Below are 22,808 nucleotides of genomic sequence, written 5' to 3'. Positions count from 1 at the left end.
GATCAATCGTCAGTGGAATCCAGACTTCCTGGCTGCCATTACGCCAGCCACGGTCAGGAACGATCCGAAAACCACAATTCTATCATTCTCGCCTGCCCTGCTTAATGCATTTGCATAGGCCAGCTCGGGAGAATCGAAGGAAAGGATGCTGCTTTGCGCATCCGGCCCCGGCTCTGCATGGACACCCGCTTCCAGCAAACGTTCTTGCAACTGTTCGCCGCTGGCCGCGCGCGGCAGCGGCAAGGAGGTCAGACACCAGTGGTCGATGCGCGTCTTCAGCTGCGCGACGATGCCTTCGATATCCTTGTCCAGCATGGCGCCGAACACGGCATAGGTATAGGGATGGAAACCCATGTTGTCGAGGTTCTGCGCCAGCGTGGCCGCCGCATGCGGATTGTGGGCGACGTCCAGGATCACCAGCGGCTGGCCCGGCAAGACCTGGAAGCGGCCCGGCAAATCCATCATGACGAAGCCGCTGCGCACTTCCTGCGCGCTGACCGGCAGGCGGTCACGCAAGGCTTCCAGCGCCGCCAGCGCCGCCGACGCATTGAGCAGCTGGTTGGCGCCGCGCAGGCTGGGATAGCCGAGCGCATTGCGGCGCTGGCCGCGGCCACCGTAGTTCCACTGCTGCTTGTCGCCGGTATAGTTGAAATCGCGGCCCAGCAGCCAGAGGTCGGCGCCGATGGCGTTGGCGTGGTCGATCAGGGATTGCGGCGGCACCGGATCGCTGCAGACCGCGGTTTTGCCGGCGCGGAAGATGCCGGCCTTTTCAAAGCCGATTTTCTCGCGGGTGTCGCCCAGGTATTCAACGTGGTCGATATCGACGCTGGTGACGATGGCGACGTCGGCATCGACGATATTGACCGCGTCCAGGCGCCCGCCGAGGCCCACTTCGAGGATCACCACGTCAAGCTTTGCCTGCGCCAGCAAGTGCATGATGGCGAGGGTGGTGAATTCGAAATACGTCAGGGAAATGTCGCCGCGCTGCGCTTCCACCGCTTCGAAGCTGGCGATCAGGGCCGCATCCGAGGCCGATTCGCCGCCGATGCGGGCGCGTTCGTTGAAATCGAGGAAATGCGGCTTGATGTACAGGCCGACCTTGTAGCCGGCGCGCAGCAGGATCGACTCCAGCATGGCGCAGGTCGAGCCCTTGCCGTTGGTGCCCGCCACCATGATCACCGGACAGTCGAATTGCAGCTGCAGCCGTTCTTTCACCTGCACCACCCGGTCCAGGCCCATGTCGATGGTTTTGAAATGGCGCGACTCCAGCAGGGAGAGCCAGTCGGCAAGCGTCACGGGCTTGGCGGGAATATTTGACATTTTGACATCCAACTAAAAACAAAAGGCCTGAACCGCAACAGTTCAGGCCCTAGGGGCGAAATTCACATCAAGCGATGGATTCGACTGGCTGGTCTTGCAACAACGCCAACAAACGCGCGATTTCCTCACGCATCTTGCGGCGGTCGACAATCATGTCGACCGCACCCTTGGTGACCAGGAATTCGGCGCGCTGGAAGCCTTCCGGCAGCTTCTCGCGCACGGTGTTCTCGATCACACGCGGGCCGGCAAAACCGATCAGCGCCTTCGGTTCGGCGATCACGACGTCGCCCATGAAGGCAAACGAAGCGGACACGCCGCCCATGGTCGGGTCGGTCAGGACGCTGATGAACGGCAGCTTCTTCTCCGACAGCTTGGTCAGCATCGAAGTAGTCTTGGCCATCTGCATCAGCGACAGCAAGCCTTCCTGCATGCGCGCGCCGCCAGTGGCGGTGATGCAGATGAACGGCACCTTCTGCTCCAGCGCCACCTGGGCGCCGCGCACAAAACGCTCGCCCACCACCGAACCCATGGAACCGCCCATGAATTCAAACTCGAATGCCGCCACCACTACCGGCAGCGTCATGATGGAACCGCCCAGCACCACCAGCGCATCGGTTTCGCCGGTGGCGTCCATCGCAGCTTTCAGGCGGTCGGGGTATTTTTTGCTGTCTTTGAACTTGAGGGTGTCGATCGGCAGGGTTTCCTGGCCGATCTCATAGCGGCCGCCGGCGTCCAGCAAGGCGTCCAGGCGTTCGCGTGCGCGTATCCGCATGTGATGGTTGCACTTCGGGCAAACATGGATGTTCGACTCCAGGTCGGTGCGATACAAAACCGCTTCGCACGACGGGCATTTGACCCACAATCCCTCGGGGATCGATTTACGGGTTGCCGAGTCGCTGCGCTGAATACGTGGGGGTAGTAATTTTTCTAGCCAACTCATAGAGCGACCTCCTTCAGATTTTTTTCCTGCCGAATTGTACCTTCATCCCCAAATCGGCGAAATAGCTATTCAAGCCGGCCGATTCAGGAAATATTTGTCACTTTGATACAAAAATCACTCGTCCAGCGCTTTCCTGATCCCCGACAAGAAGCTTTCCACAGCAGCTACAGCCTGTTCGCGCGGCGTATTTTCCAGTTCCTGGATGATCCGGCTGCCGATCACGACCGCGTCCGACACTTGCGCCACGGCCTTGGCAGTGGCCGCATCGCGGATGCCGAAACCGACGCCGATTGGCAATTTGACATGTTTGCGGATCGCCGCCACCCGGGCCGCGACTTCGCCGGTATCGATGTTGGCGGCGCCAGTCACGCCCTTCAAGGACACATAATACGTGAATCCGCTGCTGACCTTGGCCACCTGCATAATCCGCTCTTCGGTCGAAGTCGGCGCCAGCAGGAAAATCGGATCCATGCCGTTGGCCTGCATCTTCTCGGCAAACTCTTCGCACTCTTCAGGCGGATAGTCGACCACGATGCTGCCGTCGACTCCGGCCTCTTTCGCAGCAGCAATAAATGCATCGACGCCCATCCGTTCCAGCGGATTGGCGTACCCCATCAGCACCACCGGCGTGCTGTTGTTGCTCTGCCGAAATTCGCGCACATAAGCCAGCACGTCATGCAGGCTGACGCCGAATTTCAGCGCCCGTTCGCAAGCGCGCTGGATCACCGGGCCTTCTGCCATCGGATCGGAAAACGGCACGCCCAGCTCGAGGATGTCGGCGCCGCCCCTGACCAGCGCATGCATCAGCGGCACGGTCAACTCGGGCGCCGGATCGCCGGCGGTAATGAAAGGGATCAAGCCTTTTTTATTGTTTGCAGCGAGCGCTGCCAAGGTAGTCTGGATTCGGGACATGGTATCTATTGAATGAGGTGATCAGGACTGCAGGGCGGGAGCGCCGCCCTGCTCTTGGCTTGCTTTAGAGCTTCAGGCGCTCGGCAACGGTATGCATGTCCTTGTCGCCGCGACCCGACAGATTGGCCAGGACAATCTTATCCTTGGGCAAGGTTGCCGCCAGCTTGGCCGCATACGCCAGGGCGTGGCTCGATTCTAGCGCCGGGATGATGCCCTCGATGCGGCAACAGGTATGGAACGCCGCCAGCGCCTCGTCGTCGGTCACGGTTTCGTAGGTAGCGCGGCCGCAGTCCTTGAGCCATGCGTGTTCCGGACCCACGCCCGGATAATCGAGGCCGGCCGAAATCGAATGGGTCTCGATGATCTGGCCGTTGGCGTCTTGCAGCAGGTAGGTGCGGTTGCCATGCAGCACGCCGGGCGAGCCGAGCGTCAGCGAAGCCGAGTGCTTGCCGCTGGCCAGGCCTTCGCCGGCAGCTTCGACCCCGACCAGGGCGACGTCGTGATGATTGATATAGGGATAAAAAATCCCCATCGCATTCGAGCCGCCGCCGACGCAGGCGACCACGTGATCCGGCTGGCGCCCGGTCATCTCCGGCATCTGCACCAGGCACTCATTGCCGATCACCGACTGGAAATCGCGCACCATCATCGGATACGGATGCGGGCCGGCGACCGTGCCGATGATGTAGAACGTGTCTTCGACGTTGGTGACCCAGTCGCGCATGGCTTCGTTGAGCGCATCCTTCAAGGTCTTGGAGCCGGATTCGACCGGCACCACCTTGGCGCCCAGCAGGTTCATGCGGTACACGTTCTGCATCTGACGCTTGACGTCTTCGCTGCCCATGTACACCACGCACTCAAGGCCGAAGCGGGCGCAGATGGTAGCTGTCGCCACGCCGTGCTGGCCGGCGCCGGTTTCGGCGATCACGCGCGGCTTGCCCATGCGCTTGGCCAGCAAAGCCTGGCCGATGACGTTGTTGATCTTGTGGGCGCCGGTGTGGTTCAGGTCTTCACGCTTGAAGTAGATCTGCGCGCCGCCCATCTGTTCCGACCAGCGTTTGGCGTGATAGATCGGACTGGGACGGCCGACATAATGTTTCAGCTCGCTGTGGAATTCGGCCAGGAACTGCGGTTCGTTCTGATATTTGGCGTAAGCCTGCTGCAGTTCGCTTAGCGCCAGCGTCAGGGTTTCCGACACGAAGCTGCCGCCGTACATGCCGAAGTGGCCCTTGGCGTCCGGCAGATTGTACTGGGCGCTCTGGCGCAAGGTGGTATTGGCGAGCGGCTGGCGCTCGGCGTACTGCTCGAGGGGTGTGAATTCTTTCATGGCGTATCTTTCTGGTATCTCTCAGTATTGTCTGACTTGCCGGCCGGACCTCGAAACTGTTGCTAGAGTCCGGCTGGATCGACGTCCGCCTGCCGTACCGCGGCAATGAATGCGCGAATCTTGGCGGCGTCCTTGATGCCCTTGTCTTGTTCGACGCCACTGCTGATGTCGACCGCAAAGGGACGTACGCGTTTTACCGCGTCAGTCGCATTGTGCACGCTCAAGCCACCACTTAAAACGACCTGAGGCGCGAGTTCTTTTGGGATGAGAGACCAATCAAATACCTTTCCACTGCCACCATAAGCTTCAACCAGGGTATCAAGCAGCAATCCTGCAAACAAATGGCTGCTGCTCCGATATGCCTGAGCGTATTCTAGCAAATCGGCGGCCGTTGTAGCACTGCCGATGCGCATGGCGCGGATAAACGGCCGGTTTACCGCCTGCGCCAGCGCCGCGCACTGCTCCACGGTTTCGTCGCCGTGGAATTGCAGCAGCGATACCGGCGCCTGCGCCACAATCTCTTGCAGCTGCGCCGGCTCGACGTTGACAAACAGGCCGACCGTGGTGACGAACGGCGGCGCCTTGGCGATCAGGCCGGCAGCCTGCTGCCGCGTGACGTAGCGCGGGCTTTTCGGATAGAACACAAAACCCAGCGCATCGGCGCCCGCCGCAATGGCGGCTTGCACATCCTGCTCGCGGGTCAGGCCGCAGATCTTGATTCGGGTACGGTGGCTCATGGTCTGGTCAGAAAAACATCAGGAAGCGCAATATATCATCTTAAAGCATGGCGAATTGACAGCAAAACCCTGCAACGCCTATTCAGGTCACGCCTGGGCACAGAGTGCCCACCCTACAGCCAGGGCAAAACCCCAGCCGGCTGCTGCGGCAAGCGCCACTTCGGATCATAAGCCACTTGCGCCAGGTACAGGCCGTCCGGCATGAAAGTCGGCGCCGCGCGGCCGCGGTCGCGCTGGGCCAGCAATTCGGCGAGCCATTCCGGCGGCTTGCTGGCGTTGCCGGCATAGATCAGGGAACCGACGATATTGCGCACCATATGATGCAGGAAAGCGTTGGCGCGCAAGCTGAACACGATCAGGTCGCCGCGCCGCTCGATGCGGATCTCTTCCATGGTGCGTACCGGCGACTTGGCCTGGCATTCCACCGCGCGGAAGGCCGAAAAATCGTGGGTGCCGACCAGGTGCGCCGCGGCCTGGCGCATCAGCTCCAGCTCCAGCGGCCGGAACACCCAGCCGGCCTTGCCTTCCAGCAGCGGCGAACGGACCGGGTTGTTGTACAAGAGGTAGTGATAGGTCCGGGCGGTGGCGCTGAAGCGCGCGTGGAATTGATCTTCACCTTCGGCAAGCAGAGGCAGCTGATGCGCCCAGCGCACAGCGATCGACGGCGGCAGGAAAGCGTTCAGGCCGCGCACCCAGGAGAATGTTTCGCGCGACAAGGCAGTATCGAAATGCACCACCTGCTCCAGCGCATGCACGCCGGAATCGGTACGGCCGGCGCACGTGGTGTCGATGGCGCCCTGCGCGAATTTCTGCAAGGCGGCTTCCAGCCTGTCCTGCACGGTCTTGCCGCTAGGCTGGGTCTGCCATCCTTGCCAAGGTGTGCCGTCGTATTGCACACCGAGAACAATACGATTCAAATTCGGATTCAAACCCGGTTCCAATCTCAAAAAAAGCAAACGGGCGCCAGCATAACGCCGCGCCCGTCAAAAGCAAAATGCTAAGGGTATTGTATAGGGCAACAGGCCCTCGTTACATTACAGCTTGGTCAGCAACGACTTGGCCGCATCAACCTGCTCCGCACTACCGCCCTTCAAGACTTCTTCCAGCAGTTCGCGTGCACCTTCCTTGTCGCCGATTTCCTTGTATGCGACGGCCAGGTCCAGCTTGGTCGCCATTTCAGGATTGGCTGTCGAGGATATGGCAGCATCAACCGCGGTCGGCGCTGCGCTGGCGGCTGGCGCATGTGCGTGGATCGCACTGTCCAGGTCCAGGTTCATGCCGGCCAGGTTGAATTCCAGCGGCGCCACCATCGGTTCCGCATGCTGGGCATACGAAGGCGCCACTGGCGCCTTGGCTGGCTTGGTTTCTGCCGGGATATCGATATGGGCATGGGCCGGTTCGTAGTTCGAAGGCTGTCCGCCTGCCGGCAGTTCCAGCGAGCTGAACGTCATTGCTGGCGCCACGCTCTTTTCCACGGCTTTCGGTGCGGCTGCAAGTGCGGCTGCCGGCTTGTGGTCCAATTCGAAATCGAGGGCGTCGAGCATGGATTTGCCGGCGTCGTGGGAAGCCGACAGCAACACGGTGTTCTGGTTGCCGGAAGTTTCGCTGCCGAGTTCTTCCAGGTCGAAATCCATGTCAGCCGCTGGCGCCGCGGCTGCTGGGCTGCCGTGCTTGCCCAGTTCCGTTGCGGTCAACGGCGCCAGCAGCTGGGCCGGCGCGGCCGGGTGCACCAGTTCAGGAATCGGCGCAACAGCGTGCGGCTCGGTCGGCGCGGTCAGGGAATTGAAGTCGAGGCCGTCCATCGGCTGGGTCGGCGCGGTAATTGCATCCGCCTTGGCGATCACCTGGTCTTGCAGCTTGCCGCCGCCGTACAGAGGATTGGCCGGATCGACATTCAGGCCCAGTGCGGCAGCCTGCTGCCAGTCTTCGCCTTCGCCGCGGGTCAGGCTGTACAGCTCGCTGGCCAGGATTTCAAACGAGCGCGGATCCTTGCGGTTGGCGTAGATTTCCAGCAGCTTGACGCGGATCGCGTTGCGGCTTGGCTGGTTGCGCAGGGCTTCTTTCAGGATTTCCTCGGCTTGTGCATCGCGTCCGTAAGCGATGTACACATCCGCTTCGGCTACCGGATCGACATTGGTGTCGAGGTGGCTGACCGACGGCACGAAATTCGAATTGAAGATGCTGTTCTTGGTGTCGACGCTTTGTCCGCCGGTGGAGCCGAACAGGGAGTTACCCTTCAGGCCCGTATTTGTCATCGGCGCTCCGCTGCTGTCCAGAAAAGCCTGCTGGCGCGCGCGATTGCGGCGATAGCGGAACAGGGCGAGACCGGCCAGCAGAGCTACCAGGACGCCGCCAACCGGCAGCAGCAATGGATTTTCGGTAATGCTTTCGATGACGCTCGGCTCTGGCGGTGCAACTGCCTTTGGCTTGGCCGGCGCCGGTGCGGCTGCAACCGGCGCGGCGGCAACCGGAGCCGCAGCGATCGGCGCAGCGCCGGCGACGCCCGTATCGACGATGGTGGCAGGAGCCGAGCTGGCGGCGGCTGGTTCAGCCGCAGCAGGCACGGCAGCCGCCGGCGCCGGAGCCACGACGGGAACCGCTGCCGCAGGCGCAACTGCTGCCGGCGGGGTAACCGGCACGGCTGCGGCCGGTGCTGCCGCCACAGGCGCTGCTGCGGGGGCTGCAGGCTTCACATTGGCAGCCTGGTTCTGCAGGTCAGCCAGGTTCTTGTTCTTCAATTCCAGCGTCTTTTGCAGATCGCTGACATTCTTTTCCAGTTCCTTGACGCGCGATGCCGCTTCGGCGGCCGCTTTTTCCCGGGCGATCTTCTCTTCTGTCGCTGCCGCAGCAGCGGCCTTGGCGTCGGCAGCAGCCGCGCCGCGCGACAGTTTCAGCTTGTCCTTGGATTCGCTGGCCGGAGTGGCTTGCTCTTCCACCTTGGCGGTAATCTTGCCGCCGCTGCTTTGCCTGGATTCAGCCGCCGCATTTGGCGCGGCCGATTCGACCATGCCGGCCAGCTTGTTGCGATAGCTCTTGAAATCATTCGATTGCGCCAGCACCACGTTGCGGGCTTCCGACTTGCTGACGCTGCGCGCGCTGTCGGCATCTGGAATCGACAGGATCTGGCCCGAGCGCAGGCGATTCATGTTCTTGCCGACAAACGCGCCTTCGTTGCTGCGATACAACGCCACCAGCATCTGGTCCAGCGAGATGCCGGCCGGCAGGTTTTCGCTGGCGATGCGGGCCAGCGTATCGCCCTTCTTGACTTGGTAATCGCCGCCCGCAGGCGCTGGCGCCGCGCTGGAGGACTTGGCCTGGCCAGTCGGGCTTGAGGTTGAAGCTGAAACCGCCGGCTTGCTTGCGCTGCTGGCGGGAGCAGTCTCGCCGCCGGCGACTGCCCTGGCGGCTGCGGCACGGGTAGCATCGGTGATGGTCGAGGCGCCGCCGCCTTGCGACTGCACCTGGCCGGTCTGGGCCTGGGTCGGGGCCGAACGAGGAGCGGCGAGCGCTCCTGTGCTGGCGCGCGGCGCCGCAGGCGCGGCGGCGATCTGGGCCGGCTGCGCCTGGCGCTGGCCGGCAGGATCGAGCAGCAAGGTGTATTCGCGCACCAGGCGCGCCTTGGTGCCGCCCAGTTCCATCAGCATGTCGACAAACGGCTCATTGATAGGCTGGGTCGATGTCACCCGCACAAAACGGCGGCCGTTGCGCTGGTCGATGGTAAATTGCAAAGACATCAGGGCCGGGTTGAAATCGATGTTGGCCTGCTGATAAGTTTCCGGACTGGCCAGTTTCGCCACCAGGCCGCCGGCTTCATCCGCGCTTACCGAGGTAAGCTCAATTTCTGCACGTAACGGTTGTCCCAGCGAGGACAGCACGGTTAATTTACCCAGTCCGGCGGCGTCGACATTAGACACCATCAGCAGCGTGGAGACCACGGCTGCAGTAAGGGTCTTTAAACCGGTGGAAATAAATTTATTCGAAGAATTCAGGTGCATGTTGTGTGGCATGAAGGACTGTCCGTTGACGTATAAGGAAACAAATCTTGCTGAAAGCAAATACTGTACCCAGTTTTTTTAAAAATCAATATCCAGATTGACATTAGTCTGGCGCTTCGCAAATGCGATCCCATTTATGAAGCTCTTGCTGGCTAGCGTAACAACATTCTATAAATACAAACAGATACGCCAAGCCCGCTAAGACTTTCTTCAAGAAAATACTTAGCGGGCCATATTGCAAGTCGGCAACAATATCACAACTACCGCAACAAGTCAGGTATCCAGCACAATCCGCAGCATGCGGCGCAACGGTTCTGCCGCACCCCACAATAATTGGTCGCCTACGGTAAAGGCTGACAAATAATCGCCACCCATCTGCAGTTTGCGCAAACGACCGACAGGAATTGTCAGGCCGCCGGTCACCGCCGCCGGGGTCAGGTCGCGCATTGATGACTCTTTGTCATTAGGCACCACTTTCACCCACTGGTTATTATCGGCGATGATGTCATTGATTTCGTCCAGCGGCACATCTTTTTTCAATTTGATGGTCAGGGCCTGCGAATGGCAGCGCATGGCGCCGATGCGGATGCACAGGCCATCCACCGGGATGACCTTGCCGCCATTGCTGAAACCCTCGCCGCGGCCGAGGATCTTGTTGGTCTCGGCGCCGGCTTTCCATTCTTCTTTTGACAAGCCTTCACCCAGGTCCTTGTCGATCCAGGGAATCAGGTTGCCGCCCAGCGGCACGCCGAACTGTTTGGTCTCGTCGGCCGACATGGCATGCTGCTTGCCCAGCACCTTGCGGTCGATTTCCAGGATCGCCGCTTTCGGATCGTCCAGCAGCGCCTTGACTTCGGCGTTGATGGAACCGAACTGGGTCAGCAGTTCGCGCATGTGCTGCGCGCCGCCGCCCGAGGCTGCCTGGTAAGTCATGGAGGTCATCCACTCGATCAGGTCTTGCTGGAACAGGCCGCCCAGGCCCATCATCATGCAGGAGACCGTGCAGTTGCCGCCGATGTAGTTCTTGACGCCACGCTGCAAGCCGTCCTTGATGACATCCAGGTTGACCGGATCCAGCACGATGATGGCGTCATCCTTCATGCGCAGGGTCGACGCGGCGTCGATCCAGTAGCCGTTCCAGCCGGCGGCGCGCAGCTGCGGGAAAATCTCGCTGGTGTAGTCGCCGCCCTGGCAGGTAATAATGATGTCGCATTTTTTCAAGGCTTCAATATCGGTGGCGTCTTTTAACGTTGTTTCGTTTTTCGCCAGCGCCGGGGCTTTGCCGCCGGCATTTGAAGTTGAAAAGAATACCGGTTCGATATGGGCGAAATCGCCCTCTTCCTGCATACGCTGCAACAAGACCGAACCCACCATGCCACGCCAACCGACCAAACCAACCAGTTTCATCATGATTCCCTAACAATGAACGGGAAAAGCCCCGCACTCCATATTACGGCAGACCCATCTGCCTAATTCTTTTAGCCCAATGCCTTCACTACCGCTGCGCCCATTTCCTTGGTGCCGACCTTGGTGGTGCCCGCTTCGTAGATATCGGCGGTGCGCAAACCTTGCGCCAGCACCTGCTTGACCGCATTTTCGATACGCTCCGCCTGCTCCGCCTTGTCCAGCGAGAAGCGCAGCATCATGGCGGCCGACAGGATGGTCGCCAGCGGATTGGCGATGCCCTTGCCGGCGATGTCCGGCGCCGAACCGTGCGACGGTTCGTACAGGCCCTTGTTGTTGGCGTCCAGCGAAGCCGACGGCAGCATGCCGATCGAACCGGTCAGCATGGCGGCGGCGTCGGACAGGATGTCGCCGAACATGTTGCCGGTGACGATCACGTCGAATTTTTTCGGCGCGCGCACCAGCTGCATCGCGGCGTTGTCGACATACATGTGCTCCAGCGCGACATCCGGATAATCCTTGTGCACCTCGGTCACGATATCCTTCCAGAACTGGAAAGTCTCCAGCACATTGGCCTTGTCGACGCTGGTCAGGCGCTTGTCGCGCTTTTGCGCGGCCTGGAACGCGACGTGGGCGATGCGGCGGATTTCCGATTCAGCGTAGCGCATGGTGTCGAAACCTTCGCGCTCGCCCTTGAAAGCGCCGTCCGGCGCGGTACGCACGCCGCGCGGCTGGCCGAAGTAGATATCGCCGGTGAGTTCGCGGATGATCAGGATATCCAGCCCGGACACCACTTCCGGCTTCAGCGTCGAAGCGCCGGCCAGTTCCGGGTACAGGATCGCCGGACGCAGGTTGGCGAACAGGCCGAGGTTCTTGCGCAGGCCGAGGATCGCCTGTTCCGGGCGCAGCGAACGTTCCAGGCTGTCGTACTGGTAATCGCCGACCGCGCCGAACAGCACGGCGTCGGCTTCCTTCGCCAGCTTCAAGGTGCCGTCCGGCAGCGGATGGCCGTGCGCGGCGTAACCGGCGCCGCCTACCGGCGCCGTTTCCAGTTCAAATTTTTCGCCCAGCGCCTGCAGCACATTGACCGCTTGCTCAACGATTTCCGGACCGATGCCATCACCTGGCAGAATTGCTATTTTCATTTTTTCCTGGATTGAATAATTCAAAAAGTCAGTTACAGGCAAGCCGCTTAAATGGTGTTGCTCAGCCAAGGCTGGGCAAACAGATGGCGCTCTTCAAAATCGCGGATCTTGTCTGACTGGCGCAAAGTCAGGCCGATGTCGTCGAGCCCGTTCAGCAGGCAGTATTTGCGGAATTCGCCTACTTCGAACGGGAACGCGACGTTGCCGTTGGCGGTGCTGACCAGCTGCTTATCGAGGTCGATCTGCAGGCGGTAACCCGGGAACGCCTTGACTTCATCGAACAGGCGGTCGATCTGCGCTTCAGGCAGCACCAGCGGCAGCAAGCCGTTCTTGAAGCAGTTATTGAAGAAGATATCGGCAAAGCTGGGCGCGATGACCGCACGGAAACCGTACTGGTCCAGCGCCCACGGCGCGTGTTCGCGCGACGAGCCGCAGCCGAAATTCTTGCGGGTCAGCAGGATCGAAGCGCCCTGGTAGCGCTGCTGGTTCAGCACGAAATCCGGGTTCAGCGGACGGCGCGAATTGTCCATGCCGGGCTCGCCATGGTCCAGGTAACGCCATTCGTCAAACAGGTTCGGGCCGAAGCCGGTCCGCTGGATAGACTTCAGGAACTGCTTCGGGATAATCGCATCGGTATCCACATTGGCGCGGTCCAGCGGCGCCACCAAGCCATCCACTACAGTAAATTTATTCATCACATTATTCCACGCATCATTTCACGCATTATTCCAATCCACTGCTCGCCTCGGCGAGCCGGTCACTTGCCTTGAATTTTCTCGCCGACGTGTTCCACGTCCTTGCCAAAGCCGTGGAAAGTATTGCAGGCGCTGAGCGCATAAGCGCTAGCCAGCAAAACGCACAGGGTGACTATTTTCTTCATCTTTATCCTTCGGTAATAATTTATAAGGAACGAATATCCACGAAATGGCCCGCGATGCCGGCGGCGGCGGCCATCGCCGGGCTGACCAGGTGGGTGCGTCCGCCCGCGCCCTGCCGGCCTTCGAAATTGCGGTTCGAAGTGGACGCGCAACGTTCGCCCGGCTCCAGCCGGTCGGCGTTCATCGCCAGGCACATCGAGCAGCCCGGTTCGCGCCATTCGAAACCGGCGTCCTTGAAAATCTTGTCCAGGCCTTCGCGCTCGGCCTGTTCCTTGACCAGCCCGGAACCCGGCACCACCATCGCCAGCTTGACGTTGGAAGCACGGAACTTGCCGCGCACCACTGCCGCCGCCGCGCGCAGATCTTCGATCCGCGAATTGGTGCAAGAGCCGATGAATACCTTGTCGATACGGATGTCTTCAATCGCGGTGTTCGGTTTCAGCGCCATGTAAGCCAGCGCCTTTTCCATGCCGTCGCGCTTGGTGGCGTCTTTTTCCTTGTCCGGATCAGGCACGCGGCCATCCACGGCCACCACCATCTCGGGGGAAGTGCCCCAGGTAACCTGCGGCTTGATCTCGGCCGCGCCCAGGGTCACCACCATGTCGAATTTGGCGCCCTGGTCGGAATGCAGGGTGCGCCAGTAGGTCACGGCGCGTTCCCAATGCGGCCCGGCCGGCGAGAACGGCCGGCCCTTGACGTAGTTGAGCGTAGTGTCGTCGACGGCGATCATGCCGGCGCGCGCGCCCGCTTCGATCGCCATGTTGCAGACTGTCATGCGGCCTTCCATCGACAACGCGCGGATCGCCGAACCGGCGAATTCGATCGCATAACCGGTGCCGCCGGCGGTGCCGATGCGGCCGATCACGGCCAGCACGATGTCCTTGGCGGTGACGCCGGCAGGTATCGCGCCGTCGACCTGGACCAGCATCGATTTCGATTTTTTGGTCAGCAAGGTTTGCGTAGCCAGCACATGCTCCACTTCGGAGGTGCCAATGCCGTGCGCCAGGCAGCCGAAAGCGCCGTGGGTCGAGGTATGCGAATCGCCGCAGACCACGGTCATGCCAGGCAGGGTCGCGCCCTGCTCAGGGCCGATCACGTGGACGATGCCCTGGCGGTGGTCGTTCATGCCGAAATAGGTCAGGTCGTAGCTCTTGGCGTTGGCGTCCAGGGTTTCCACCTGCAGGCGCGAAATCGGATCGGCGATGCCGTTGGCGCGGCCGGTGGTCGGCACGTTGTGGTCGGCCACCATCAGGTTGGCGGCCTGCCGCCATGGCTTGCGGCCGGCCAGCTTCAGCCCTTCGAAAGCCTGAGGGCTGGTGACCTCATGCAAAAGATGTCGATCAATATACAGAATCGCCGTGCCGTCCTGTTCGGTATGGACGACGTGGGATTCCCAAAGTTTATCGTAGAGCGTTTTAAGCATGATCCGGGGCAGCTTCGAGGCTGCGCTAAACAGTGAATTTAGCTCTTGATTATGCCATAGAAGCAGGCCACCAATACGCTTGTACGCCCCGAAAACCACATACTCGGCCTGTGGTGTTGCATATATTCACTGGCAAGGCCCGTTCCCGCCGCCGCCGAGCAAAATCATTCAGCGGCCCATCCGGTCGCCTGTTTAGCTGCTTATCTGGCGGCTTATTTAGCCGTTTTGTCGCGCAAAAAAACCGACAAATTGAGCTTGCCGGTCGCCAGGGCCGTGCCCAGCAGAATGATCACGCAGCCCAGCACCATGCCGGGCGTCACCTCTTCCTTGAGGAAAATGGCGCCCCAGATCACGCCGAATATCGGGATCAGGAAGGTTACCGAGGCGGCGTAGGCGGAACCGACGCGATCCAGCAAACGATAGAAAATCGCATAGGCCAGCCCGGTGCAGACCACTCCCAGCGCCAGCACCGCATACCAGGCCGTGGCGGAAACCGTTGCAGTAGGCCAATACCAGAACGCCAGCGGCAGCAACACCAGGGTCGCCGCCAGCTGGCTGCCGCCGGCAACCACAAAAGGCGGCACGCCAACCAGGCGGGTTTTCGAATAATTGATGGCGAAACCGTAGCACAAGGTGGCCAGCAGGACCGCCGCCGTCGCCAGCCAGACGCCGGCCTGGCCTTCGCCTATCTTGTCCCACACCAGGACCACCACGCCCGCCATGCCCACCAGCATGCCGATCACCTGTGCCCGGCTCATCGGCGCCTTCAGCCATACGAATGCAATCAGACCGGTCCAGAGCGGCACGGTAGCGTTCAGCACGGCGTCGAAACCGGCATTGACATACAAGGTGGAATACGCAAACAGTGAAAACGGTATGGCTGAATTGGTGACGCCGACCACCAGCATCGGCCAGGCCTTGCTGCGCAAGTGGCTGCGCGCGGCGGCCGAACGCAGCACCGGCAGCAATACCAGCGCGGCGATGCCCACCCGCAGGAATATCAGCGGCACCGGACCGAATTCCGGCGTGCCGACGCGCATGAAAAGAAACGACGCACCCCAGATGGCGGCGAGCAAAAACAATTCAGCGATGTTCATGATGGATTCTTCGAATTGGATTAGGCGGCAGGGACAACGCAGGTTCCCGCACACAAATTAACATGCGGCAATATATCCGATTAAAGGCGCTCACGTAAAAACTTCTCGCTGCGCGAGCGGAAAATTTCAAAAAAAATGCGCATGAAATCGATGCGCAATCCTGCCCGCCCAAAAGCTCCGGCCGCGACCAGAGACTCACCATCGCCGATCGAGGCGCCGCGCAACGACAAGATATTTTCAGTCTTGTCAAAAACGGACATCACGCATCGGCGCTTTATTTTCCGTACGCCACTAATCGGCCAGAGACCTTTGCCGTACCTGTGAATGGGCTGATTTTTTTAGCATTTCTTGTTAGCGCTCACATGATGCAGCACGGAAAAACAATAGCCATATCGGCCATCTTCGCTGTCCGAAGCTGACAAGGTTTTGTCATAAACACTTCGACTTGCACTCCTATTATCAGATCAACGCAAACCAGCACTACCTCTCACCGACGCGTTGATCAAAGCCATTCACGCAGTTTTTGATCACAAGCAGGCTTGTCGAAAAGAGACACCGCCGGCTGGCGCCGAACAGGAAAAGTTTTCGCAATTCTTGTCTATTGATCGGGGCGTATATAGACGAGACAACACGGTGAATGACGCCCCTACCTTAAGGAGAATCAAAATGTTACGCAAGACAACCCTTGTAGTTTTGGCTTCCGTTCTCTGTGGTTATGCTGCAATGGCCGGTGCCGTAGGTGGCAGTCAAACGTCGGGCAGCGCCGGCGCTACATCTTCGTCCGGCTCGACTTCCGGCGGCGTTTCCGGTGCAGTCAGCATCGGCAACGGCTACCATGCAGCAACAACTACCAACACCAGCGTCGGCGGAGCCAACTCTGCTGCCGTGTTCGGCCCATCAGGCGTCGCCACAGCTTCGAATACCGGCTCGACATCCACCAACACCAGCGCTGCAGGCGGCTTTGGCAACGGTGCATCGGGTGCTGGCGGCACTTCGGGATCGACTACCGGCGCAACAGCTGGTGCCGGCACACAAAGCAGCATGTGGAATTTCCACTTTTTCCCTTGAGACCAGTGCTGACGACTATCCAGTCTTAGCTCCAGGCCAACCGTTCGTAAGGGGCGAAAGGAACGCAAGTTCCGAGTAGCCCCGCTAGGAGAAAAAAATGAAATGCGCAATTAAAGCAACGGCGCTCTTGATCGCTCTCTCGGCGGCGAATCTGGCGCAAGCGGATATCATCTCGGGCTCCACATCGGATTCAGGTTCGACATCGGGTTCGACATCAACCTCGACTTCACAGGGCGCCGGTTCAAGCAACAACAATATCGGCACCAACAGCAATTCATCGAGCGGCTCCACCAGCGGCTCGAACTCGACGGCGATCGGCGGCGGCTCATCGCGCTCGACCTCGACCGGCGGCAATTCGCGCTCGACATCCGCGGGCGGCAATTCCAACGTGAACGTATCGGTAACCTTGCCGGCTGAATCGGCGTCGGCCACCGGCAGCAGCGCCACCGGCAGCAGCGCCACCGGCAGCAGCGCAGCGGCAGGCGAACCCGGCAGCAGCCCCAACAATACCAAGGCCACGGTCGAATACGGCGGCACTTATACCGTCAAGACCGTGCCGAACATCGTGGCGCCTTCGCTGACCACCACCTTGTCCGATACCTGCATGGGCTCGGCCTCGTTCGGCCTGTCCTTCACCGGCTTCGGCGCCACCGGCGGCACCACCATGGTCGACCAGGCTTGCGTACGCCGCCTCGATTCCAGGGAATTCCGCGCCATGGGCCTGAACGACGTTGCGCTTGCCTTGCTGTGCCAAAGCGAAGCCAACCGCAAGGCAGTCGAATCGACCGGACGTTCCTGCCCCGGCATGGAAAGAGCCGGCGTGCCTGCCGCACCGGTGCCGCCTACTGCAGCGTCAACCGGCGTCATCGGTCAAAACAGCATCAACACCATCGGCGACCAGTACAAGGATCCGGTAATACGGGCACGGCTCGGCTTGGACAAACTGCCTGAACTGTCGGCGTTAAAAGACCGCTAAAAAAGACGCGAGGGGGATGCCATGAAACGTATTCCGTTCTCAACCGACCAGATTGCCGCCGCGCTCAAGCAGGAAGAGCTCGGCATGCCTTTGGTCGACGTGATCCGGCAAGCCGGCATCACCGAACGCACCTTCCTCAACTGGAAGAAACAGTACGGCGGCCTGCAAGCTTATCCGCACGACTTGAAATGTCTGCAGGAAGAGAACGCCAAACTGAAGCAGATCGTGGCCGAACTGACGTTGGAAAACTCGCGTTTGCAAGATGCGCTGGACGACAAGAAAAGCAAGCATGAGCACTACAGCTCGTCGAATTGAAGCTAGCATCGCGCATAAAAAAAAGCTGCGGCGCAGGATGAGCCGCATACGGCACGCATCGCGCTTTAATTAAATGCCAGACAGAAATTAACATTCAAGGACACAACGGGTTTCAGTATGAAGATTTTTTGTTGCCGTAAAAAACTAGTGTAAACGCGCCACACAAATGACTATATTTAACAATCATTTTCTGGACAAAATCTAATTTTGTAGCAGAATGGGGAATAGTAATTTACCAATAAAAAATTGCGTTCCGGCAATGCACAAAGGTAAATCGCTAGCGGGGAGAATCACATGGATATCGAGTGCGCAAAGACACTTGAGGTGATAGACAATAGCAGCTCAACCAGGCATATAGGGATCATCGTTTTTGAGGGAGTCGTACTGGCTGACGTCGTCGGCGCGGCAGATGTTTTCGGCATCGGCGACAAGCTGATTTCCACGGTATTCCCTGGCACCACGCGCTACGCCGTTTCGGTTCTCTCCATCGCCGGCGGCATGATCATGTCATCGGCCTCGGTGCAGATCATGACCTCGTCGCTGGCGTCGTTCGGCAAGCACCATTTCGATACCCTGCTCATCGCCAGCGGCACCGGCAACTTCGATGCTTACCGGGATCCCGACCTGATCGCCTGGCTGCAGCAGATGCGCAGCAGCGTGCGCCGCATCGCGGCCATCTGCACCGGCGTATTCGTGATCGGCGCCGCCGGCTTCCTGAACAACCGGCGCGCCACCACGCACTGGGCACTGCTTGACAAACTGGCGCGCGAATTCCCGTTGATCAAGATCGACCGCGAAGCGCAGATCAGCGAAGACGACGGCATCTTCACCTCTTGCGATGTCGGCATGGCCACCGACCTGGCGCTGCGCTTGCTGGAAAGCGATCTCGGTCCGGCGGTTGCACGGCGCGTGGCGCAAAGCCTGGTGGTCTGCCAGCGCCGCCGCGACACCCCGCCGGCCAACCAGGCTGCGGCGGCCGGCGATCCGGTCAAGACCAGCAAGATCCACCGCGCCTCGTTATGGTTTGTCGAACACCTGGCCGATTCCATCAGCGTGGTCGACGCCGCCAATTTCGTTTCCATGAGCGAGCGCAATTTCGTGCGGCAGTTCAAGCGCGAAACCGGCCAGACGCCGCATGACTTCCTGCTCAACCTGCGCCTGGAAGCGGTGCGCCAGCAACTGACCGAGACCGACCTGCCGGTAGACAAGATAGCGCGGCGCTGCGGCCTGTTCAGCGGCGAGCATGTCGCCAAGCTGTTCCGCAAGCACATGTGGACTTCACCCACGGAATATCGCAAGGGAATACGACCAACCTGAAACCGAGGCCAGCGCGCTACTGGATCAACGATGACCATTCCCATCGCCATAGCGCCGCGGCCAGCGCGCCCTGCCCTCAAGTCTTTGCCGATCACTTATCTTGCGACCGTCTTCGTGGTGCTGGTGTGCGTTTCGCTGATGTCGGTCGAAGTGTGGCGCAGCTGGAACGCGCGCAATATCGAACTGCATGAAACCGAAATCGCCACGTCCAACCTGGCGCGCGCCTTGTCGCAGCATGCCGACGACACCATCAAAGAAGCCGACACCGTGCTGGTGGGCCTGGTTGAGCGGCTGGAAGTAGACGGCACCGGCAGCGCCTCGCTGGAACGGCTACATGCGCTGCTGATCCACCATATCGCCGAATTGCCGCAGCTGAACGACCTGTCGATCTACGACGAAACCGGATTATGGCTGGCCAATGCCCGCACCGGACCGGTCCCGCTGGTCAACAATTCAGACCGCCAGTACTTCCGCTATCACCGCAGCCATCCCGGGCGCGGACCGTATATCGGGCCGCCGGTGCGCAGCCGCTCCACCGGCGCCTGGATAGTGACCGTCTCGCGCCGCTACAACCATGCCGACGGCAGTTTCGCCGGCCTGGTCCTGGGCACCATCAATATCGATTACTTCAAGAAGTATTACGACAGTTTCGACATCGGCCGCGCCGGCTCGATTTTCCTCAGCCTGAATGACGGCACCATGCTGGTAAGGCGGCCGATGATGGACGACACCATCGGCAAGAACCTGTCCAACTATCCGATCTACCGCGATTACGCATCGAGGAGCGCAGTCGGCACCGCCATCATGAAATCGGACCAGGATGGCATCGAGCGGCTGATCGCTTATCGCCACCTGCAGCAATACCCGTTGTTCGTGACGGTCGCGCGTTCCAAGAATGAGGTGCTGGCCGAATGGCGCGCCGATACCTACCTGCACCTGTTCGGCGCCATGCTGCTGACGCTGGCGCTGGGCCTGCTCGGCTGGCGCCTGATCCACCAGATCAGGTTGCGCCTGCTGGCGGAAAACGATTTGCTGTGCGTCCAGGAATCGCTGCGGATGCTCAACCGCCACCTGGAGCAGCTGGCCCTGCAAGACAGCCTGACCGGCCTCGCCAATCGCCGCCAGTTCGACAATGCGCTGCGCGACGAATTCAGCCGCGCCATGCGCACCGAGAATTCGCTGGCGCTGGTGATGATCGATGTCGACTACTTCAAGCAGTACAACGACATTTACGGACACCTGGCCGGCGACGAATGCCTGCGGCAGATCAGTGAAATCGTCAAGGCCAGCAAGAACCGCCCGGGCGACCTGGCGGCGCGTTACGGCGGCGAAGAGCTGGTAGTGCTGCTGCCCGACACCAATCTGGCGGGAGCAGTGGCGGTGGCGGAAAAAATTCGGGTCGCCATCTGCAATCTGCACATTGAACATCCAAGCAGTACTTTCGGTCTGGTCACTGTCAGCGCCGGGGTCGATGCTTTCGTCCCGGTCCGTGACGACAATATTCCATTTGAGTTGATCCAGGCGGCAGATAGGGCGCTGTATGCAGCAAAGTCAGCCGGCCGCAACCGTGTCTGCTCCAGCGCCGATCCGCGTTAGACAATAACAATCACACCCTGCCGCGCCGCCCGCGTTCGTATACCAGCGAACCAACGGCTATCAGGCGATACAACTCCTGCTCGGTCAGCTTGTATGACAGCGCCGCAATTTCGCGAGCCAGCATTCCGATCAGCAGATCGTTGCCCGGTACCTGCGCTTGTGGGCTGGCGCAAGCGATCAGATCGACTATTTGTTCGGCTCTCATGATCCCACCTCAGAAGTTGCTAAGCATCCAGCCTTGGAACAAGGAAGCCTGGCGCCGCCAGCGCTTCCCTGCACTACTGCACTACATGGCTGTTATTTCTTAGCAGCTCCTCCCAGCAGGCCGTTCAGCAGGCCTGTCACCGGGGCCAGCGGATCGTTGGTGGTGCCCGTCGCTGGCTTGCCGCCAGTCAGGCCGGCCACCAGGTTGGTGACTGGAGCCAGAGGGCTGGCCGCAGTCGAACCGGTTGCACCGCCGAGCGCGCCAGTCAAGCCGGCGACCAGGTTGGTTACTGGAGCCAGGGGACCGGCGCCTGCGCCGGTTGCACCGCCAACTGCGCCAGTCAGGCCGCTCAACAAGCCGGTGACGGGAGCCAATGGACCGCCTGCTGAACCTGTGGCGCCGCCGAGCGCGCCAGTCAGGCCGCTCAGCAAGCCGGTGACAGGAGCCAGCGGACCGCCGGCCGAGCCGCCTGCGCCGCCGACAGCACCGGTCAAGCCGCCCAGCAAGCCGGTGATCGGCGCCAATGGGCCGCCGGCGCCGCCGCCTACGCCACCTATTCCGCCCACCACGCCGGTCAGCACATTATTCAAAGGCTGCAGCAAACCGCCTGTCTTGTTGCCCAGCAGAGGCTGGCCGGTGCCGACCAGGGCGTTGGTGCCAAGTCCGGCTACCGTGGCGCCGACATTGCTCACTACGCCGCCCAGGCTGCTGACTACCGGCACGTTAGCCGCGGTCAATGCACCGCCCAGGCTGGAAACGCCGCCGCCCGCTGTCACCAGCAAGGTGTTCACAGGCTGGTTGAGGCCGGTCGCATTGCCGACTGTCTGTGTCAACGTCGTCACAGTACTGGTCAGCGGTACGATTGCCTGGGTCACGGTCTGAGTAATCTGCTGCACCGGGCCGGTAGTCAAGGCAGCAGTCAGCGGTGCTCCCAGTCCGGAGACTGCAGCGCCGACCTGAGTCACCAGGCCGCCCACAGGCGTTGTAACGACAGCCAGTGGCGCCAGCGGACCGCTGCCCAGACCAGACACCAGCTGCCCGGCGCTCTGTACAGTATTCCCCACTCCCGTAACCACGTTGCCGGTGCTGCCGAGGGTAGTGCCGAGTGCATTCGGATTGGTGCCGAGCTGGCCCAGGCCGTTGGTAATGCCGGCGCCCAAGGTGGAGACAATGCCGGTGCCGTTGTTAACCACGCCGGCCAGGCCGCCCTTAGCCCCGGTCGACAGCAGCGGCACGTTATTGATCACGGTATTGCCTATCGCATCCAGCGCAGCGCCTGTGCCGGAAACGGTAGTGCCGACGTTGGAGAGGAAGTTGGCCGAAGCGCCTGTACCACCACCGCCACCGCCACCGCCACCACCACCGCCGCCACCACCGCCGCCGCCGCCACCGCCTGTGCCGCCACCGCCTGTGCCGCCACCACCTGTGCCGCCGCCACCTGTGCCGCCGCCACCTGTTCCACCACCACCTGTTCCACCACCACCTGTTCCACCACCGCCTGTTCCACCACCGCCTGTTCCGCCGCCACCTGTGCCGCCACCATCGCCGGTTCCACCGCCGCCACCGCCTGTTCCACCACCATCACCAGTGCCGCCGCCCGCACCGCCGCCAGCCCCCTGGCCAGTGCCGCTGCCCGATCCCAACGATTTGCCGATGGTGCCGCCGCTGGCGCAACCGGCCAGCAAACTGGTCAATAACAGCGATGCGACAATCAAACCACCTTTTGATGTTTTCATGATGTGTTTCCCCTTTTATTGAAAGTTCGAACCGGTTGTTCCTGCTTGTCTATTCCGCAAAGAACATGCCAACCGGAAAAGCTTTGAATAAATGAAAAAAACATATCCACATTTTCTATTATTGCAAGAAATAAATCCTTATAAATCAAAGGCTAAGAGAATTTTCAGCAAAACCGCGCTCATCCCTGGCTGGCGTCGCCGGACCGCAATTGATACGTTACATGTAACGTAACAGCGGACACGAAACGGGTACAATCAATTATCTTATTGACACCAAAACAGGGCCTTCTCAAGAGCCGGATTGCTGCCTTTACCCCGCCGGCACAATTGGGATATCCTCAAGCCTCTAGAAAAAACGGCAACACCGCCCATGAATGCGAAACACGCAACTAGTTAAGCCTGACAAGGTCAGAAGAT

The 22,808-nt window shown here is 60.5% G+C and carries 22 protein-coding genes; 6 read left to right on the top strand and 16 right to left on the bottom strand.

The window, feature by feature from the left end; all coding sequences use genetic code 11:
- Window positions 1-9: 9 nt before the first annotated feature.
- From folC to CFU_RS09640, 14 genes are all read right to left on the bottom strand, one after another.
- Complete coding sequence (folC, locus tag CFU_RS09700) at window positions 10-1,320, bottom strand: bifunctional tetrahydrofolate synthase/dihydrofolate synthase (RefSeq protein ID WP_041743234.1); 1,311 nt, start codon at window positions 1,318-1,320, stop codon at window positions 10-12.
- Window positions 1,321-1,387: 67 nt separating this feature from the next.
- A complete protein-coding gene (gene accD, locus CFU_RS09695; RefSeq protein ID WP_014005861.1) occupies window positions 1,388-2,260 on the bottom strand; it encodes an acetyl-CoA carboxylase, carboxyltransferase subunit beta in 873 nt (290 codons plus the stop codon).
- A gap of 114 nt (window positions 2,261-2,374) precedes the next feature.
- The gene (gene trpA, locus CFU_RS09690) at window positions 2,375-3,172 is read right to left on the bottom strand and encodes a tryptophan synthase subunit alpha (RefSeq protein ID WP_014005860.1); all 798 of its coding nucleotides are present in this window, start codon (window positions 3,170-3,172) and stop codon (window positions 2,375-2,377) included.
- A gap of 64 nt (window positions 3,173-3,236) precedes the next feature.
- Window positions 3,237-4,499, bottom strand: a complete 1,263-nt coding sequence (gene trpB / locus CFU_RS09685; RefSeq protein WP_014005859.1) for a tryptophan synthase subunit beta — start codon at window positions 4,497-4,499, stop codon at window positions 3,237-3,239.
- Between the two features lie 62 nt (window positions 4,500-4,561).
- The gene (locus tag CFU_RS09680) at window positions 4,562-5,236 is read right to left on the bottom strand and encodes a phosphoribosylanthranilate isomerase (protein ID WP_014005858.1); all 675 of its coding nucleotides are present in this window, start codon (window positions 5,234-5,236) and stop codon (window positions 4,562-4,564) included.
- A gap of 113 nt (window positions 5,237-5,349) precedes the next feature.
- Complete coding sequence (gene truA, locus CFU_RS09675; protein WP_041743233.1) at window positions 5,350-6,153, bottom strand: tRNA pseudouridine(38-40) synthase TruA; 804 nt, start codon at window positions 6,151-6,153, stop codon at window positions 5,350-5,352.
- Between the two features lie 117 nt (window positions 6,154-6,270).
- A complete protein-coding gene (locus tag CFU_RS09670; protein ID WP_041741653.1) occupies window positions 6,271-9,243 on the bottom strand; it encodes a FimV/HubP family polar landmark protein in 2,973 nt (990 codons plus the stop codon).
- Between the two features lie 261 nt (window positions 9,244-9,504).
- On the bottom strand, window positions 9,505-10,638 hold the full coding sequence (gene asd / locus CFU_RS09665; protein ID WP_041743231.1) for an aspartate-semialdehyde dehydrogenase: 1,134 nt from the start codon (window positions 10,636-10,638) through the stop codon (window positions 9,505-9,507).
- Window positions 10,639-10,709: 71 nt separating this feature from the next.
- Entirely contained in the window at window positions 10,710-11,780 is a 1,071-nt protein-coding gene (leuB, locus tag CFU_RS09660) for a 3-isopropylmalate dehydrogenase (RefSeq protein ID WP_041741652.1), read from the bottom strand.
- A gap of 47 nt (window positions 11,781-11,827) precedes the next feature.
- Window positions 11,828-12,475, bottom strand: a complete 648-nt coding sequence (leuD, locus tag CFU_RS09655) for a 3-isopropylmalate dehydratase small subunit (protein ID WP_041741651.1) — start codon at window positions 12,473-12,475, stop codon at window positions 11,828-11,830.
- A gap of 62 nt (window positions 12,476-12,537) precedes the next feature.
- Window positions 12,538-12,660, bottom strand: a complete 123-nt coding sequence (locus tag CFU_RS23265; protein WP_050808536.1) for an entericidin A/B family lipoprotein — start codon at window positions 12,658-12,660, stop codon at window positions 12,538-12,540.
- Window positions 12,661-12,680: 20 nt separating this feature from the next.
- Window positions 12,681-14,081: a 3-isopropylmalate dehydratase large subunit gene (leuC, locus tag CFU_RS09650; RefSeq protein WP_014005852.1), complete on the bottom strand. Its 1,401-nt coding sequence runs from the start codon at window positions 14,079-14,081 to the stop codon at window positions 12,681-12,683.
- Between the two features lie 212 nt (window positions 14,082-14,293).
- A complete protein-coding gene (locus tag CFU_RS09645) occupies window positions 14,294-15,178 on the bottom strand; it encodes a DMT family transporter (protein WP_041741649.1) in 885 nt (294 codons plus the stop codon).
- Between the two features lie 80 nt (window positions 15,179-15,258).
- Complete coding sequence (locus tag CFU_RS09640) at window positions 15,259-15,438, bottom strand: hypothetical protein (RefSeq protein ID WP_041741648.1); 180 nt, start codon at window positions 15,436-15,438, stop codon at window positions 15,259-15,261.
- A gap of 463 nt (window positions 15,439-15,901) precedes the next feature.
- Here CFU_RS09640 and CFU_RS09635 point away from each other — a divergent pair, with 463 nt between their 5' ends.
- The 5 genes from CFU_RS09635 (at window position 15,902) to CFU_RS09615 (ending at window position 20,450) form a co-directional block, all read left to right on the top strand.
- Window positions 15,902-16,246, top strand: coding sequence for a hypothetical protein (locus CFU_RS09635; protein WP_050808535.1), 345 nt, complete (start codon window positions 15,902-15,904; stop codon window positions 16,244-16,246).
- Window positions 16,247-16,343: 97 nt separating this feature from the next.
- Window positions 16,344-17,222 (top strand): hypothetical protein, encoded by an 879-nt coding sequence (locus CFU_RS09630; RefSeq protein ID WP_014005848.1) that lies wholly within the window; start codon window positions 16,344-16,346, stop codon window positions 17,220-17,222.
- A gap of 21 nt (window positions 17,223-17,243) precedes the next feature.
- Entirely contained in the window at window positions 17,244-17,537 is a 294-nt protein-coding gene (locus CFU_RS09625; protein WP_014005847.1) for a transposase, read from the top strand.
- A gap of 294 nt (window positions 17,538-17,831) precedes the next feature.
- On the top strand, window positions 17,832-18,854 hold the full coding sequence (locus tag CFU_RS09620; protein ID WP_014005846.1) for a GlxA family transcriptional regulator: 1,023 nt from the start codon (window positions 17,832-17,834) through the stop codon (window positions 18,852-18,854).
- 30 nt (window positions 18,855-18,884) lie between these two features.
- Window positions 18,885-20,450: a sensor domain-containing diguanylate cyclase gene (locus CFU_RS09615; protein WP_014005845.1), complete on the top strand. Its 1,566-nt coding sequence runs from the start codon at window positions 18,885-18,887 to the stop codon at window positions 20,448-20,450.
- Between the two features lie 10 nt (window positions 20,451-20,460).
- On the opposite strand, the gene CFU_RS09610 is transcribed toward CFU_RS09615, so the two are convergent.
- Window positions 20,461-20,655 carry a hypothetical protein gene (locus CFU_RS09610; protein WP_014005844.1) on the bottom strand — a complete coding sequence of 65 codons (195 nt, stop codon included), beginning with the start codon at window positions 20,653-20,655 and terminating at the stop codon, window positions 20,461-20,463.
- A 92-nt stretch (window positions 20,656-20,747) separates the two neighbouring features.
- Window positions 20,748-22,298, bottom strand: a complete 1,551-nt coding sequence (locus CFU_RS09605) for a collagen-like triple helix repeat-containing protein (protein ID WP_425304701.1) — start codon at window positions 22,296-22,298, stop codon at window positions 20,748-20,750.
- Here CFU_RS09605 and CFU_RS25365 point away from each other — a divergent pair.
- Window positions 22,279-22,413 (top strand): hypothetical protein, encoded by a 135-nt coding sequence (locus CFU_RS25365; protein WP_274377026.1) that lies wholly within the window; start codon window positions 22,279-22,281, stop codon window positions 22,411-22,413. The two genes, CFU_RS09605 and CFU_RS25365, sit on opposite strands and share 20 nt — an antisense overlap.
- Window positions 22,414-22,808: the final 395 nt, after the last annotated feature.

It is taken from the genome of Collimonas fungivorans Ter331 (assembly GCF_000221045.1).
GTDB classification, from domain to species: Bacteria; Pseudomonadota; Gammaproteobacteria; order Burkholderiales; family Burkholderiaceae_D; genus Collimonas; species Collimonas fungivorans_A.
The sequence above is the reverse complement of the archived record's forward strand: the minus strand, read 5'-3'. Positions and strand labels throughout refer to the sequence as shown.

Coding starts and splice junctions, on each gene's coding strand:
- folC (WP_041743234.1), bottom strand. CDS start 1,320: ATGTCAAATATTCCCGCCAAGCCCGTGACGCTTGCCGACTGGCTCTCC.
- accD (WP_014005861.1), bottom strand. CDS start 2,260: ATGAGTTGGCTAGAAAAATTACTACCCCCACGTATTCAGCGCAGCGAC.
- trpA (WP_014005860.1), bottom strand. CDS start 3,172: ATGTCCCGAATCCAGACTACCTTGGCAGCGCTCGCTGCAAACAATAAA.
- trpB (WP_014005859.1), bottom strand. CDS start 4,499: ATGAAAGAATTCACACCCCTCGAGCAGTACGCCGAGCGCCAGCCGCTC.
- CFU_RS09680 (WP_014005858.1), bottom strand. CDS start 5,236: ATGAGCCACCGTACCCGAATCAAGATCTGCGGCCTGACCCGCGAGCAG.
- CFU_RS09670 (WP_041741653.1), bottom strand. CDS start 9,243: ATGCCACACAACATGCACCTGAATTCTTCGAATAAATTTATTTCCACC.
- asd (WP_041743231.1), bottom strand. CDS start 10,638: ATGAAACTGGTTGGTTTGGTCGGTTGGCGTGGCATGGTGGGTTCGGTC.
- leuB (WP_041741652.1), bottom strand. CDS start 11,780: ATGAAAATAGCAATTCTGCCAGGTGATGGCATCGGTCCGGAAATCGTT.
- leuD (WP_041741651.1), bottom strand. CDS start 12,475: ATGAATAAATTTACTGTAGTGGATGGCTTGGTGGCGCCGCTGGACCGC.
- CFU_RS23265 (WP_050808536.1), bottom strand. CDS start 12,660: ATGAAGAAAATAGTCACCCTGTGCGTTTTGCTGGCTAGCGCTTATGCG.
- leuC (WP_014005852.1), bottom strand. CDS start 14,081: ATGCTTAAAACGCTCTACGATAAACTTTGGGAATCCCACGTCGTCCAT.
- CFU_RS09645 (WP_041741649.1), bottom strand. CDS start 15,178: ATGAACATCGCTGAATTGTTTTTGCTCGCCGCCATCTGGGGTGCGTCG.
- CFU_RS09640 (WP_041741648.1), bottom strand. CDS start 15,438: ATGTCCGTTTTTGACAAGACTGAAAATATCTTGTCGTTGCGCGGCGCC.
- CFU_RS09635 (WP_050808535.1), top strand. CDS start 15,902: ATGGCCGGTGCCGTAGGTGGCAGTCAAACGTCGGGCAGCGCCGGCGCT.
- CFU_RS09630 (WP_014005848.1), top strand. CDS start 16,344: ATGAAATGCGCAATTAAAGCAACGGCGCTCTTGATCGCTCTCTCGGCG.
- CFU_RS09625 (WP_014005847.1), top strand. CDS start 17,244: ATGAAACGTATTCCGTTCTCAACCGACCAGATTGCCGCCGCGCTCAAG.
- CFU_RS09620 (WP_014005846.1), top strand. CDS start 17,832: ATGGATATCGAGTGCGCAAAGACACTTGAGGTGATAGACAATAGCAGC.
- CFU_RS09615 (WP_014005845.1), top strand. CDS start 18,885: ATGACCATTCCCATCGCCATAGCGCCGCGGCCAGCGCGCCCTGCCCTC.
- CFU_RS09610 (WP_014005844.1), bottom strand. CDS start 20,655: ATGAGAGCCGAACAAATAGTCGATCTGATCGCTTGCGCCAGCCCACAA.